The sequence below is a fragment of the Paraburkholderia lacunae genome, assembly GCF_003353175.1.
Taxonomy (GTDB): domain Bacteria; phylum Pseudomonadota; class Gammaproteobacteria; order Burkholderiales; family Burkholderiaceae; genus Paraburkholderia; species Paraburkholderia lacunae.
This window is the reverse complement of sequence record NZ_QHKS01000043.1, coordinates 34,855-47,902: the sequence shown is the minus strand read 5'-3', so window position 1 is coordinate 47,902 and position 13,048 is coordinate 34,855. Positions and strand designations below refer to the sequence as shown.

At 59.2% G+C, this 13,048-nt stretch carries 13 protein-coding genes; 2 read left to right on the top strand and 11 right to left on the bottom strand.

What is annotated here, in order from left to right; translation table 11 throughout:
* Positions 1-290: 290 nt before the first annotated feature.
* From DLM46_RS35840 to DLM46_RS35825, 4 genes are read right to left on the bottom strand one after another with little or no spacing between them, the layout of a single operon-like run.
* Positions 291-926: a DsbA family protein gene (locus DLM46_RS35840; protein ID WP_244306500.1), complete on the bottom strand. Its 636-nt coding sequence runs from the start codon at positions 924-926 to the stop codon at positions 291-293.
* 29 nt (positions 927-955) lie between these two features.
* Complete coding sequence (locus DLM46_RS35835) at positions 956-1,867, bottom strand: oxidoreductase (RefSeq protein ID WP_115109136.1); 912 nt, start codon at positions 1,865-1,867, stop codon at positions 956-958.
* 29 nt (positions 1,868-1,896) lie between these two features.
* Entirely contained in the window at positions 1,897-2,550 is a 654-nt protein-coding gene (locus DLM46_RS35830) for an SDR family oxidoreductase (protein WP_115109134.1), read from the bottom strand.
* Between the two features lie 4 nt (positions 2,551-2,554).
* Positions 2,555-3,172: an FMN-dependent NADH-azoreductase gene (locus DLM46_RS35825; protein WP_115109131.1), complete on the bottom strand. Its 618-nt coding sequence runs from the start codon at positions 3,170-3,172 to the stop codon at positions 2,555-2,557.
* A 109-nt stretch (positions 3,173-3,281) separates the two neighbouring features.
* Between DLM46_RS35825 and DLM46_RS35820 the strand changes: the two genes are divergently transcribed.
* Complete coding sequence (locus DLM46_RS35820) at positions 3,282-3,716, top strand: winged helix-turn-helix transcriptional regulator (RefSeq protein WP_115109129.1); 435 nt, start codon at positions 3,282-3,284, stop codon at positions 3,714-3,716.
* 1,589 nt (positions 3,717-5,305) lie between these two features.
* Here DLM46_RS35820 and DLM46_RS35815 read toward each other — a convergent pair.
* The gene (locus DLM46_RS35815; RefSeq protein ID WP_115109127.1) at positions 5,306-5,920 is read right to left on the bottom strand and encodes a LysE/ArgO family amino acid transporter; all 615 of its coding nucleotides are present in this window, start codon (positions 5,918-5,920) and stop codon (positions 5,306-5,308) included.
* A gap of 241 nt (positions 5,921-6,161) precedes the next feature.
* On the opposite strand from DLM46_RS35815, the gene DLM46_RS35810 reads away from it, so the two are divergent.
* Positions 6,162-6,389, top strand: a complete 228-nt coding sequence (locus DLM46_RS35810) for a hypothetical protein (RefSeq protein WP_208866413.1) — start codon at positions 6,162-6,164, stop codon at positions 6,387-6,389.
* A gap of 156 nt (positions 6,390-6,545) precedes the next feature.
* Here DLM46_RS35810 and DLM46_RS35805 read toward each other — a convergent pair whose 3' ends face one another.
* From DLM46_RS35805 to DLM46_RS35780, 6 genes are all read right to left on the bottom strand, one after another.
* Complete coding sequence (locus DLM46_RS35805) at positions 6,546-7,952, bottom strand: NAD(P)/FAD-dependent oxidoreductase (protein ID WP_115109124.1); 1,407 nt, start codon at positions 7,950-7,952, stop codon at positions 6,546-6,548.
* Entirely contained in the window at positions 7,942-8,304 is a 363-nt protein-coding gene (locus tag DLM46_RS35800; protein WP_115109121.1) for a (2Fe-2S)-binding protein, read from the bottom strand. The genes DLM46_RS35805 and DLM46_RS35800 overlap by 11 nt, the downstream gene beginning before the upstream one ends.
* 7 nt (positions 8,305-8,311) lie before the next feature.
* The gene (locus tag DLM46_RS35795) at positions 8,312-9,460 is read right to left on the bottom strand and encodes an NAD(P)/FAD-dependent oxidoreductase (protein WP_115109119.1); all 1,149 of its coding nucleotides are present in this window, start codon (positions 9,458-9,460) and stop codon (positions 8,312-8,314) included.
* A gap of 397 nt (positions 9,461-9,857) precedes the next feature.
* Entirely contained in the window at positions 9,858-10,544 is a 687-nt protein-coding gene (locus tag DLM46_RS35790) for an aspartate/glutamate racemase family protein (RefSeq protein ID WP_115109117.1), read from the bottom strand.
* Positions 10,545-10,600: 56 nt separating this feature from the next.
* Positions 10,601-11,926 carry an NAD(P)/FAD-dependent oxidoreductase gene (locus tag DLM46_RS35785; RefSeq protein ID WP_115109115.1) on the bottom strand — a complete coding sequence of 442 codons (1,326 nt, stop codon included), beginning with the start codon at positions 11,924-11,926 and terminating at the stop codon, positions 10,601-10,603.
* A gap of 2 nt (positions 11,927-11,928) precedes the next feature.
* Positions 11,929-12,663 carry a cupin domain-containing protein gene (locus tag DLM46_RS35780; RefSeq protein WP_115109112.1) on the bottom strand — a complete coding sequence of 245 codons (735 nt, stop codon included), beginning with the start codon at positions 12,661-12,663 and terminating at the stop codon, positions 11,929-11,931.
* Positions 12,664-13,048 lie beyond the last annotated feature (385 nt).

Sequence of the window (13,048 nt, the reverse complement as noted above, 5' to 3'; positions counted from 1 at the left end):
TCACCGAAGGCTTCAGCCATTTCGTTGCCTCCATAGCTGCTCCGGTTGCTTCCGGCTGGAGCGGTTGCCGGGCGGGACTTACACCCGCTGGAAAGCGCCACCTTTTCACGGCGCACACCCATTGCGGTCGGTCGTAAGATCGCGGTCCCTTCGTCGCTTCTTGAAGTACTGCGGTCATCCGACCGCCGGTCTTTTTGGTCGGGCATCGGCCAACACAGTCAACAGCTCCGCAGAACCTTATCGACTTGGCGTACGCCGACTTCCGAGTCATTGGATTTGAGGAAGCCGCGTCAGAGAGAGATTGCGCTGGAAGCCGCTTGTATTGCCGCAGCAATCTCGTCTTCGCTGCGCCCCCCATTTATGGCAATGCTCCCCCCAAAGACAAAGTGAGGAACCGAACGGACACCGGCATTGGCCGACTTGAACGCTTCCGCTTCGACGCGATGGTGCTGTGCAGGATCAAGCGCGATAGCACGAGCCTGATCACGGTCAAAATCGTAGTCGGCTGCGATGTTGGCCAGCACGTCCGCATCGGCGATGTTCTTCGCTGCGATGAAATAAGCATGGGTGATTGCAACTGCGAGCCTGTGCTGCGTGTTAAGCCCAGCGGCTGCCAGAATCACGGCATGAGCAGCTTGAGTCGGATAGGTCCAGAGCTGGCGGCCAAGATCCAAGTCGAAGCCCGAAGCGCGGGCTTCTCCTTCAGGGCGAGCAAAGGCGATTTTTGGATCGGTTATGCCGTAGCGCGAGCGCAGCAAATCAGGAATGTAGAGGCCGCCTGCCGGCGCATCTGGCAGTAGCAGGACTGGATGCTGCCGAATGTCAACGGCCAGGTTGGGGAAACGCTCTGCCAGCACTTTATCGAGACGGTGATGCCCGACGATGCACCACGGGCATGTGATTTCAGTATAGAGGTCTATTTGCATAACCATGTTCTGGCGATCTGATCTGCGCGCTATGAATTTGAAGGTAGCTCCGCATCGATTCCGGTCAGTTGAACCGATACGTCCCACAGTCGTCTTGCGAGTTCTGGATTCCGCGCGTCTTGAGACGGAGTGCATTCGCCAGAGGGGCCTCGCAATTCGGAAGTTTTCGTCGGCCCGTAATAGCCGCCGGACTCTATTTGTCCGGTCGCCGCTTGCAATGCACCCCACGCGCCCTGAGCCGGCGTGTTGAAAAACAGGCCGATCAATGACATTGCGATGCTGCCCCACCAGCTATCGCGCGCAAGGTTGGTTCCAGCAAGGCCCGGATGGCAGGCCACTGCCGTAACAGGCGTACCCGCCGCTCGCAGTCGCCGATCCAGCTCAAAGATAAAAAGCAGATTCGCAAGCTTGCTGGCTGCATATCGAGGCATCCATTTGTAACTCTTCTCCGCATTAGGATCGTCCCACTCGATCTTCGCGTCCCTGTGCAGACCGCTGCTCGTGACAACGATGCGCGACCCGGATGTTTCCGTGAGCTTGGGCAACATGAGCGCGGTGAACGCAAAGCACCCGAGATGATTGACGCCGAATGTCAGCTCGAAGCCTTGCACCGTGTGCTTTAGCTTCGGCCCTTGCACGCCCGCATTATTGATGAGCGCGTCGATGCGCGGCTCCTTTTCGGCCAGTTTTGCCGCGTTCCGCACGCTCGTCAGGTCTGCGAGGTCAAGCGGCAAGAATGCGAGATTCGCTTCAGATGTCTTCAGACGAATCCGGCTAATAGCTGCTTCCGCTTTCCGCTCGTCACGGCACGCGAGAATCACCCTTGCTCGCCGCGTTGCCAACGTACTCGCTATTTCAAAGCCTATGCCGGTATTGGCGCCGGTGACGATAAAGGTCTTTCCCGATTGATCGGGTACATCGGCATCGGTGAATCCGCTCATGGTGTGAACCTTGTCAAGACGTTCCTGCGTCAATGGTTGGCGATGCCTGGCGCGGCACGCACGAGCTTCCTGTCGGTCACCTGGTCAACCAGGAACTTCGCAAGATTGCCTCTGGAGAGCTTCATGCTGAGTTTGGCCTTTCCATACCAACCCACATCCACATCGCCATCGGCAGGACCATCCTTTAGGTTCGGGATGCGTACCAGTGTCCAGTCCAAGTCGGAATTGGCGACCAGTTCGCCAGTCGCCTTGATGTCCTCATATCCCTTGCGCGCGATAACCTTGAACAACAGCGCGAACGCATGGAGTTTGAAGGCAAAGCCATCCTTTGGATCGCGATAGGCAGCCGTAGAAATCTGGATAAGACGGCGCACGCCTGCGGGCTTCATCGCGGCGATGATGTTGGTCAAGCCGTGCATGATCGGCTTATCGCCCTGCACCTTGAGACTGTTGGGACCAAGGGCGCTAATGACTGCATCGGCACCTTGGACGCACTTCGCAATGGCACTCTTGTCTTGCAGGTCGCCGACAACAATTTCGACCCTTCCCGCGAACGACGCGAGTTTCTTTGCGTCGCTCGTATAGACCGACAGGTTGTAGCCCTGCTTCAAGGCTTCCTCGATGATGTGCCTTCCGGTCGGCCCGGTCGCACCGAACAGCGCGATGGTTTTTTTCCCGGTCATGAGGTTACGCAGCCTTCGCCAACAAGGTTTTGATGGCCGTTTCGGTGTTGGCGATTGCGGCCTTCGTCGCATCGGGGCCGAAAACCGTGCCTTCGACACGCACCGTTTCAACGTCGGTTAGGCCGATGAAACCGAGCAGGTGCAGCAAATAGTTGGTCTGAAAGTCGAACGGTGCCCAAGCACCTTCCGAGAAAACGCCGCCGGTAGCGGTAACGAGATAGACCTTCTTGCCGGTCAGCAGCCCCTTCGGCCCAGTATCGCCGTAGCCAAAGGTGACGCCCGGCCAGGTGACGTGATCGAACCAAGCCTTGAGCTGCGAGGGCAGACCAAAGTTGATCATGCCCGAACCGAGCACGATCACATCGGCGACCTTCAACTCATCGACCAACTCTTGCGCGACCTTCACCGCCTCGACCTGTTCCGGCATGCGATCTTCGGGCGGCGTGATCCGGCCTTGGATGTAGGCCGGCGTGATGTGCGGCGGCGGATTCGCGGCAAGGTCGCGCACGGTCAGCGGGCCGCCCGAGCGAGCCTGGATGCCCTCTGCGATTTCGGTGGCAAAGCGGGTGGAAAGGCTGTCAGTCCCGCGCGGACTGGAAGTAACAAGTAGGGTTTGGCTCACAACAGCTCCAAGGTATAAAATGAGAACCAAGTCATCATCACATCCTGACTTACCGATTCATACAAAGGATCGTATGGCTCCTGCCGTTTCCCCACAAGAAGGCACACGCATGTCACTTAGTCACACCAAGCTACTTGCCGATATGCCTGCACCTGACGCCGGCGGCTGCCTGGCAACCCGTGAAATCCTGGATCGCATCGGCGACAAGTGGAGCCTCTACATTGTCGCTATGCTGGCCAATGGCCCGCGGCGATTCAACGAATTGAAGCGCGGCATCGACGGCATTTCCCAGCGGATGCTGACACTGACCTTGCGCGGGCTGGAACGCGACGGACTGATAACGCGAACGATGTATCCAACGATTCCTCCTCGCGTCGATTACGAACTCACTGAAATGGGAAGAACGCTGTTGAAGCCTGTCATGGCGTTGGTCAACTGGGCGAGCGAGAATCAAGTCGCCATTGCCGAGGCGCATAAACGTTTTGACGAGGAGCCGGAGCCAGATCAGATCTTGGTTCAGGGCGTTGTCTACCAGCGCCGATAAGCGAGTCCAGGTTGTAGGCTTGTGCAAACACAGCGGCGAAATCCAACTGACGGCTCGCGTTGGGACCTGTCCCAACGCGGATTTTTCTTTGGGTGCGAAGACGCTGCATTTTCCGATCTATCCAACCAGGAGTCGGCCACGGCCGATCGAAAAAGCCGCATAGCATGACTGGGTGTCCGTTCCCTGCGCCACACGGGACGCCTCAACGTCTCGCCGTCGATGCAAACCAATGACCCTTCATGGCCGCGTAGAGGCAATGCCACTTCCGATTTGCTCGCCGAAGACCGGGCTTTGAGGGTGACCAGACGAGACCTTTGATATCCGAATTGGATGGCGACCTCGATCGACCGTTGCCGTTGGCGGCGCCTCGCATCGGAGGTCAGCTCGTCTCACGAACGGCTCGCCGCATTCTTTTGGTAATTTCCTGTTCGACTGCCGCCACGCCGTCGCTTGACCGCAGTCTGGTTTCCTCGATGCCATTCTTGACATTCCAATCGGAAGCGCCGCGGAGTTTGGACAAAAAGTTACGGAGAAGTGGACAGCAAACATTTCAACAAAATCAAATATTTAGATAAACCCAACATGGTCCATTCGGAAAGACCAAAAAAATGGACAAGGCCGCTTGAACGGCTTGAACGTGCATGCACCAGATCGAACTTCCAGCACTGTTTCGAGCGCTTGAAAGCTGGCTAGCGTCAGTCGGTGTCATGCGAAGACCTTCGCTCGGATGCCGACCGGCTGTAGCCGACCCCGGAGCCGCCACTTGATCCTCGCAGTAATGGGGACTGCTACTGAGGTGTAGCGGCCGTTGTGCCACTCGCTGATATTCACGAGTTGTAGTCCATCGGTAACTCCGATGGCAAACCTGCTTTATGTCAGTTCATGCCGCTAAGGCTCATTCCCCGCACCGCGTTTCTATTGATATTGGCTTACGCCGTTCGCACAAGGATTGCCGCCGCTTGCAACGGTCCAAGGAACTGAACAACCCATATATGCGGCTTAACCAGAACCAGATGCGAGGACTTCCGTTGGATGCGCACTTCCGATTAACAGCCACACTGCGACGATCCCAAGAGCGAGATAGCCAACGTACTCGGGCCAGCCCTGAAGACCGACCGATCCCTTCCGACGCCACGCCCCAAGGTGTGCTTTCGGATATGTACGGGCAGCACCAGGAATGGCACCCAAAGAAATCAGAACACCATGCAAAGCCGTTCGCTACCGCTTGCGGCCCGCGCGAATATGTTGCTGCTCATATGTCATTTCCCTCTACCAATGTCACGGACTCGTATTCTCTTTCGTTCGTCCGGATGTTGGCCCAATATTTGGCCACTCGAGGTCTTATCGGAGTTTTCGCAAAATACTTGAGGGCATGGACTTGGAGGGAGATCGTCAATCGCGTTCGGGGCGATTGGCGCGGCCAGCGCGGTCGACAGCTGCTGCAGGTCGACCTGCGCGGATCGATACCAGAAAAGCGCGCTCCCTCGCGCCGGCATAGACAGAATTAATTTGCTTTACGAATCCTGGTCGTCTCTAGTCACGCCGCTGACGAGCTTTGTGGAGAGAGAGAAATTCGCGGATGCCAATCTTCAAACGTTGGCCGAAACCAGATGGGCAGCAATACCAAACATTGTGACAGCGACAAATCCGTCGAGTGCTCGCCATGCGATGCTACGGGAAAAGAGGCGGCGACATGCATACGAGAGATGCGAAAGAAAGAGGAACCAGACACAAGACGTCAGGATCGCGCCAAGTGCAAAGGGCCAGCGCGCATCAGCTGACTTGCTTGCGGTGATAGAGCCCAGCACAAGCACTGTGTCGACCCAGGCATATGGGTTGAGCAACGATACTGCAGCTGTGGCGATCAATGTCTGAGCGAAAGCGTGCTTGACATCGTCGGCGACAACCGTACGCTCAGCACGTATCGCGGCGCAAAGGGCGAGCGCTCCATGACAAAGAAGATACCCGATTCCTCCCCACAGCGCGACGGACACGATGATGGGATGGCTCGCCAGCAGGGCGGCAAAACCGCCAGCGCCAAGTGCGATGAGCAGAGCATCACTACCTGCACAGATTGCGACAACGAGGAGCAAATGCTCACCGCAGATGGCGCGTTTGATGACGAATGCGTCTTTCGGACCAACAGAGGCGAACAGACCGAGGCCAAGCAGCAGACCTTCGACAAAAACGGAGGTGTCCAACATGAGTCATGCCGACAACCTCTTAAGCTGAACCGGGAATAGTTTCGGTGCGTACCAAACTATACGAGCGACGCGCGTGTATTGCAATCCCCTGCCTTGCCGCTCGCGTTCACACCCGCGCATCTGGGATGCCGACAATTCGTGGATGGCCTTGTCATCAGCAATGGATGTTTTCGTCGACGAGGTGGATCGGGCATGGCCACACGGCTGAGCTTTCTCGACGAGTCCTGGCTGGAGATATGGGATGACAGTCGATGCTCAGACATCTGCAATCTTTATTCTTGCCGGAGGCAATCGTGCTGTTCCCCACACCTGTTCTCTCACTGATATGAAGACGCTTGCGGAAAATGAGGGCGTCGTGTCCGAAAGCGATCTGGCTCAACTGAAAGTTGCATCAATCTGCCAACCGCAACACCGCATGGAGACGATTGAGGCCACCGCTTTTCTCGGCCGCCGAGCAGATACCGCCTGACGTCGTCGCGATGAACACGATGATCAAATGCGCGGTACTCAACCGTGCGGACACACATCGCTGGACGCTGGTGTATCCTGACAAGGCGGACTACGATACGGATCGCGCCGAGCTCGACGCGCTGCTCGAACGCCAACTTCCTGATTGGAGCTTGCTTCACTCACCAGCGAGTTCTCCAAGCGTGAGCGGCTTGATTGGCGGACGAATGCGGTAATAGCCGACTTCAGCGGGCGAAACGTGGCGCGCATCGGCGATCACTTCTGTCACCGTCAGGCCGCACATGCGCCCTTGGCACGGACCCATGCCGCAACGCCCGAAAGACTTCGCCTGATTTGGTCCAACACAGCCCAATTCGACGAACTTGCGCACTTGACCCGCGGTAACCTCCTCACAGCGGCACACAATCGTGTCGTCGCGCGGAATGCGGTTGACGTCGCGTGGGCGATAGAGGCTGTCGAGAAACGGCCGGATGCGCATAATACTGGCAAGCTCGCGTCGATGTACGGCGGCTTCGGCATCGCGCTTTTCGGTGTCGACCGCACCCAATTGGCTCGCAACTGCAAGACCCGCGAGCATACCCTGCAAGGCCGCCGCCTGCGCTCCACCAATGCCAGCCCCATCGCCCGCGACGAAGATGCCGGGCACATCGAGTTCGCCCCAGGCGTCGACTTTCGGCGTAAAGCAAAGTTGCGCTTCGTCCCAGCGATGCGACGCACGCAGCGCCTGCGTGAACTGCGTATTCGGCACCACTCCCTGATGCAGAAGGATCACGTCTGCTTCGATGCGATGCGCGTTGCCCTTCGTCGTAACGTGCAGTGCCGCCGCGCGCTCCAGACCGTCGGCGTCCTTGCGAGATTCAATGCGCAGATCGTCGGCGGCTTCGAACATGGGCACGCCCGCGTCACGCAGCGTGCGGATCAGTTGGAGGCCCTTGCTGATGAACGGCCACGCGCGCAGCGCCGACAGCATATGACGCTTGGCGCGCCAGCGGTCTTCGTGACGGGTCGTATCGACGAGCGCCTTGATCGGCACGCCGGCGCGCACATATTGCCAGCCCAGCAGATACAACAGCGGCCCACAACCGGCGAGCACCGGCGGTGCGGCAGGCACTTCGCCCGCACTCTTGAGAAGAATCTGCGCCGCGCCCGCCGTAAGTACACCCGGCAGCGTCCAGCCCTGAATCGGAAACGGACGCTCCAACGCGCCGCTGGCGAGAATTACGCGCTGCGCCTTAAAGCTGCCGACCTTACCATCTTTCAGATAGTTGATGCTACGTTCGCGCGTGACTTGCCACACGCTTGCGTTCGTCACGTGCCGTGCGCCCGATGCAGCCAAGGCGTCGGCGATCGCGGTGCCCGCTACGTAATCTGGGCCGAGAATTTCCTTACGACGTGCGTTGGCACGGCCGATCGCTCGATAGATCTGACCACCCGTGGCGTCCTGTTCATCAATCAGGACCGTCTTGAGGCCTGCGCGGGCGGCACGGGTTGCCGCACTCATACCCGCTGGACCCGCGCCAACCACGACCACGTCTACTGCTTCAGGTGAAAAATCAGCGGCCATGGACGTTCTCTCCGGAAACGTTAGTCACATTCATAGGCGGCAGGTCGCGCGCGCCTTCCTGGGATCGGATGCGCATGCCGGCATTTACCTCCACCATGCAACTCTGGCGGTTCGGTACGCCGTCGATCTCAACGAGGCATTCGAAGCACGCGCCCATCATGCAGTACGGAGCGCGGGAGGTGCCTGATACCGGTGTCGCGCGAAAGCGCGCCACGCCGGCCGTAAGTAGTGCAGCGGCAACCGAACGATTGCCGGGCACGACCAGTCGTTTGTCGTTGAACCAGACCTCGACCGTTGCGTTTTCGGAGTCCACCAACGGCTTGAAGAGCGTATGAGTCAGTTGCGATGTCATGTCGAACTCAATGTGCTGGGGTGAGAACGTCGCCGTGCTCAAAGCGACGGGCAGAGAAGGTCGTCACTTCCTCGGGCATCGGCGCGCCGAGAATCCACGGTGCAATGCGCATCGCGTGCGCGGCGGCCAGCGTCACTCCGCTGTGACACGTTACGACGAACGCGCCTGGATGCGCCTCGGACTCGTTGTATATCGGAAAGCCGTCGGGGCTTAGAACGCGTAGCGCCGCCCACATGCGCACGAGCCGCACCTGGATCAGCATCGGGAACGCGCGAACGCCGCGCCGGGCGATGGCGGAAAGCACGTGCGTCGACGTGAAATCGTTAAAGCCGACTTCTTCCTTTGAATCGCCGAACTGCACGGTGCCTTCATCAGTCTGGCGCACGTTGAGCGTCGGGTAATTGAGAAACGGAATGACCCGCTCGCTTACCAGCACCTGCCCGCGATTGGGTATGACGGGCGCATGCAGTCCGACGAAAGGCGCGAGCGCCCTATTGCCAAGCCCAGCGGCCAGCACAACGCGCGCCGCGCGATGCGTACCGCGCTTCCCGTGCACGGTAAAGCTGCCCCGCTCCGACACAATGCGGTCCGCGCGCTCCCCCGGTACAAGCCGGACACCGCGCTTCTTCATCGCGGTGTGCAGGCCGCGCAGCAGCTTGAGTGGATTGACATGGCCGTCCATCGGTGTATAACTCGCGCCGATCACAGCAGGCCCTATTTGCGGAATGCGCTGGCGCACTTCGGCGGCGTCCAGCAACTCATAGGGGTAATCGCCGAGTTTGTCCCTGAGCGTCGACAGGCGCTTCTCGCGCTCAGCGAGCTCGTCGTCGTTGAAGCAGAAGTGAAAGCCGCCCGGCTGCTTCAGGGCGACGTCGACATCCGCTTCGCTTTGCAGCGCCTCGGCCAATTCCGGCCAGCACATGGCTGAATTGCGCGACCACCGCGCGTAAGGCGACAGGTCGTGTCCCTTGCCCTGGACCCAGACAAGGCCTAAGTTGCCGCGTGAGGCGCGAAAGCTTCCGTCATCATCGTCAAGCACGGCCACCCGTGCCCCTTCGCGGGCAAGGCCGTAGGCGATTGCAGATCCGACGATGCCGCCGCCTATCACGATCACGTCCGCGGGTACCTCGGTGCTGGCGATGCCCGATATTGTCATTGGTCTTCTCCGATCAGAATGCGGTTTAGTCCGACCACGCGTCCACGCGGGACCTTCCCCGGAACCGTGCCTATAGTTGGCGACGCGGAAGACTCCGCTGCTGTTACAAGAAGGTCAGTGACCTCCTCCTCATGCGTAAGACGACGAGAGTGTGAGCTAACACCAGCGCCGACAAAGAACCGGAGACGTTCGTCTGCGTGAAAAAGCGCAGCGATACAATGCCTAAAATCAGGTTCCGAATCGTCAATGGAGAAACTTGTGACCGTTGAATTCAACCACGCGGCTACGGATCGGCCCTTGAATAGGTTAGCCTGTGTGTGTCGTCGTCTGTTGAACAATGCTGTTGTACCCACCGAGTGCCTAGCCCGCGCGATCCGCGCTCCTGTCACGCTGCCAATCACCTGTTCTGGTTGGGCGCGCTTACCTTAGGCAGGTTATCGAGCGCGCGTTTCAAAGCAGCAACACCGCTACGCGGGCTAGATAACACCGGAACGCGCACGCCCTCCAACTGCGGCACGAGCCGCGCCATTGAGACCTGCGCCAGTACGATCACATCGACCTGTTCTGCAAGGGTCGAGATTGCGCTCTTTACGATTTCGTCATGGCGTGCACCGTCCCCCCTTAAGAGGCCCTCGAAAGCGCCTTCGGCAATCCGCTCGGTCACTTCGACGGCGCGTCGCAATTCTCCGGCCTTCTTTTTAACGAGGCGAACGGTGGGCTCCAGCGTAGTCGGCACAGTCGCGATCACCCCAATGCGAGAACCGATGGCGCAAGCCTCTGCTGCCATCGCCTCGTCAATTTTCACGATCGGGGTGCTAACCAAGTTGCGCACCGAGTCAACAGCTTCGCCGACGGACGAACAGGCGTTTAGGATGATTTCGACGCGCATCGCCTGCGCATTGGACATGTAGGAATGAATTCGGCTTGCGACTTCCGGAGTCACGTGACCGGCGGCAAGAACGTCATTGAGCAAGCTGTCATCGACGATGTTGATCACCCGCGCATCAGGAATAAGCTCACTGATTTGCTCCTTGATCGGCTGGACCGATACTAGTCCTGTGTGAACCACGGCGATGGTTGTCATAGTCAATTTCGAATCGTAAACGTCATTGATTAGAAGTCAGATCGCTCAGGTGTAGTCTAGAAATCGGCGACCTTACCCCAGGAGGAATTGGCGAATCGGTCAGGTCGATACGGTATAGGGTCAACGATCGGTTCCGCACCGCTGGCAAGGTCCGCGATCAAGTGCCCCGCGCCGGGCGCGATGCCAAAGCCGTGGCCCGAAAAACCCGCAGCCAGGATTAATCCGGGCACACCCGGCAACTCGCCAATACCCGGCACGCCGTCGGGCGTGCTGTCGACGAAACCGGCCCACGCGTGCGTGATGTTGGCTTTGCGAAGTTCGGGCAGCAGTTCGACGGCGCGGCGGTGGGTTTCAGTGACCGTCGCCCGATCAGGCTTGGGATCCAGGATGCGTACGCGCTCCATGGGTGTCGGCGCATCGAGCCGCCACAGCTGTAGCGTTTCATGGCCACCCCGGACTCCCTCCAGGCCGCCCGGCAGGAGGCTGCGCCAGCGCTTGGCGAACATGGGCATGAACTGCGGGGCAAACCGCAGGAACTGTGGCGTCAGATCCACCCGCGCGCGACCACTGATGGCCAATGCATAGCGTCCGTCGTTGCGGCGAGTCACCGATACCCCAGAGGTGAACAAAGCATCCGGCAAGCGATATCCGACAGGGGACACGCTCAGGATAGACTGGCGGATCGACGCCTGAGGAAAACGGACGCCCAACTGGCGGCAGAACGCCGATGCCCACGCGCCACCTGCGAGAACGACTGTGCGCGTCTTGATGACGCCGGCTTCCGTCACGACGCCGCAGACCCGCCCGCCCTCCAACTCAATGCCGCGCGCCGCGCACTGTTGAATGACCCTACCCCCGAGCTTCATGAGTGCGGTTGCCACGGCGGGCGCGGCTTTCGCTGGATCCGCCGTGCCGTCGCTGGGCGAGAAGACGCCGCCTTTCCAAGGCCGGCCAGTCGCCTTTCCGCGCTCGGCGGCTTGGCGGCTATTGAGCATGTAGGTCGTCACTCCCGCCGTCTTTGCGAATTCGCCCCAACTGGCCCAACGAGCGAGTTCGGCGTCGTCATTGCTCAGATACAGCAGCCCGCAGCGATGAAAGCCCGTATCTTCGCCGGTCTCGATGGCAAATTGTTCCCAGAGATCAAGGCTTTTGCTTGCCATCGGCAATTCGCGTGCGTCGCGATTCTGCTGCCGGCACCAGCCCCAATTGCGGCTCGATTGTTCGGCGCCGATCCTTCCCTTCTCGACGAGAGCAACGGACACGCCGCGCCGGGCTAAATAGTAGGCGGTAAACACGCCGATGATGCCGCCTCCGATCACGACCACATCGGCAGCGGCCGGTAACGTCGGTGGGGATTGGATAAGGTTCAACGGAGGGGACATGACTAACCTCGTTCGCTTGAATCCTGGACGGTCTGAACAACGTAGTACTTCGCCACGCGCTCGCTGCTTTCCCATCCAATCGGCGCCCCCTTTGGCACGAACAGTGCATCGCCCACGCCGAGCGAGAGCACGCTGCCGTCAGGCGCGGCGAACCGCACGCTGCCGGCCAGAAGATGCATAAACTCGTTCAGGCGATGTGGGCGAATGATCCGGTGATACGGCGTCGAATCCCACGTACCCGCCTTGTACTCCACGTCGTCCTCGGTGAAGACATTGTCGCTGCGACATTGGGGAGCCGGCCCCAGCAGCACCTCCGCCGGCGGGGTTGCCGTTGGCTTGAAATCGGCGTCGGCGCGTAACGGGGTGAGCCCGGTCTTCGTCGGCCGCTTGCAAGCGGCGGTACAGAACACAAAACGCGTGCGAGATTCCGCGCTCATGCGAAGCGCGGTACCGCAACCGACGACGGCTCCCGCTCCTGGACCGAGCACCAACGGCGGCTTCCCGACCGTTTCGAGAGTGAGCTGTCCGTCCACCACGACAATCGTTTCAATGTGGGGGAAACTCGGGACGCGGAGCTCACCAATGAAGCTGGCCCGACCTGCGCTCATCGAGTCGGGTCCTTCCCACGCGATTTCGCGATTTCGGCCAAAAGGGTCGTCAGTTCCGAACGCCGCCCAGCGGAAAGGGGTTGAAAGTGGTGCACCGTCGGCGCGGTGCAGCACAAAAGCCTCGGTCATTTTTACTCCTGCGCATTGCGCAATTAACGACTGAAAGAAGGGAATGCAATATTGAGCTGCTGGCCAAGCGAGCCTCGAGGCATAAGATCAATTAGGAAATTCAATGTACTTGCCCATCGAAGTCGATCATGAAAGAGTTTTATCGTTGAAAAGTTTGTTAAACGGCTAAGGTCGAGGCCTGTCCTACTAGGCCTCCCTTATCGAATATTTAACCAGTGTTAAAAGTCTCGCGGTCACTGATTTGCGCTGTAAAAAAACACAATCCAGTTGTCCTGAAATCCCAAACAGCACATCCTGCGGGCGAATCTCGCGGACGACGGCTCTCGCCGGACTCGAAATCCGTATCCCGCCTTCAGAGGCCCGAACAGCAATGTGCCGCCTCAAG

Coding starts and splice junctions, on each gene's coding strand:
- DLM46_RS35815 (WP_115109127.1), bottom strand. CDS start 5,920: ATGTTGGACACCTCCGTTTTTGTCGAAGGTCTGCTGCTTGGCCTCGGT.
- DLM46_RS35785 (WP_115109115.1), bottom strand. CDS start 11,926: ATGTCCCCTCCGTTGAACCTTATCCAATCCCCACCGACGTTACCGGCC.
- DLM46_RS35830 (WP_115109134.1), bottom strand. CDS start 2,550: ATGACCGGGAAAAAAACCATCGCGCTGTTCGGTGCGACCGGGCCGACC.
- DLM46_RS35840 (WP_244306500.1), bottom strand. CDS start 926: ATGCAAATAGACCTCTATACTGAAATCACATGCCCGTGGTGCATCGTC.
- DLM46_RS35810 (WP_208866413.1), top strand. CDS start 6,162: ATGACAGTCGATGCTCAGACATCTGCAATCTTTATTCTTGCCGGAGGC.
- DLM46_RS35805 (WP_115109124.1), bottom strand. CDS start 7,952: ATGGCCGCTGATTTTTCACCTGAAGCAGTAGACGTGGTCGTGGTTGGC.
- DLM46_RS35835 (WP_115109136.1), bottom strand. CDS start 1,867: ATGAGCGGATTCACCGATGCCGATGTACCCGATCAATCGGGAAAGACC.
- DLM46_RS35790 (WP_115109117.1), bottom strand. CDS start 10,544: ATGACAACCATCGCCGTGGTTCACACAGGACTAGTATCGGTCCAGCCG.
- DLM46_RS35780 (WP_115109112.1), bottom strand. CDS start 12,663: ATGACCGAGGCTTTTGTGCTGCACCGCGCCGACGGTGCACCACTTTCA.
- DLM46_RS35800 (WP_115109121.1), bottom strand. CDS start 8,304: ATGACATCGCAACTGACTCATACGCTCTTCAAGCCGTTGGTGGACTCC.
- DLM46_RS35795 (WP_115109119.1), bottom strand. CDS start 9,460: ATGACAATATCGGGCATCGCCAGCACCGAGGTACCCGCGGACGTGATC.
- DLM46_RS35820 (WP_115109129.1), top strand. CDS start 3,282: ATGTCACTTAGTCACACCAAGCTACTTGCCGATATGCCTGCACCTGAC.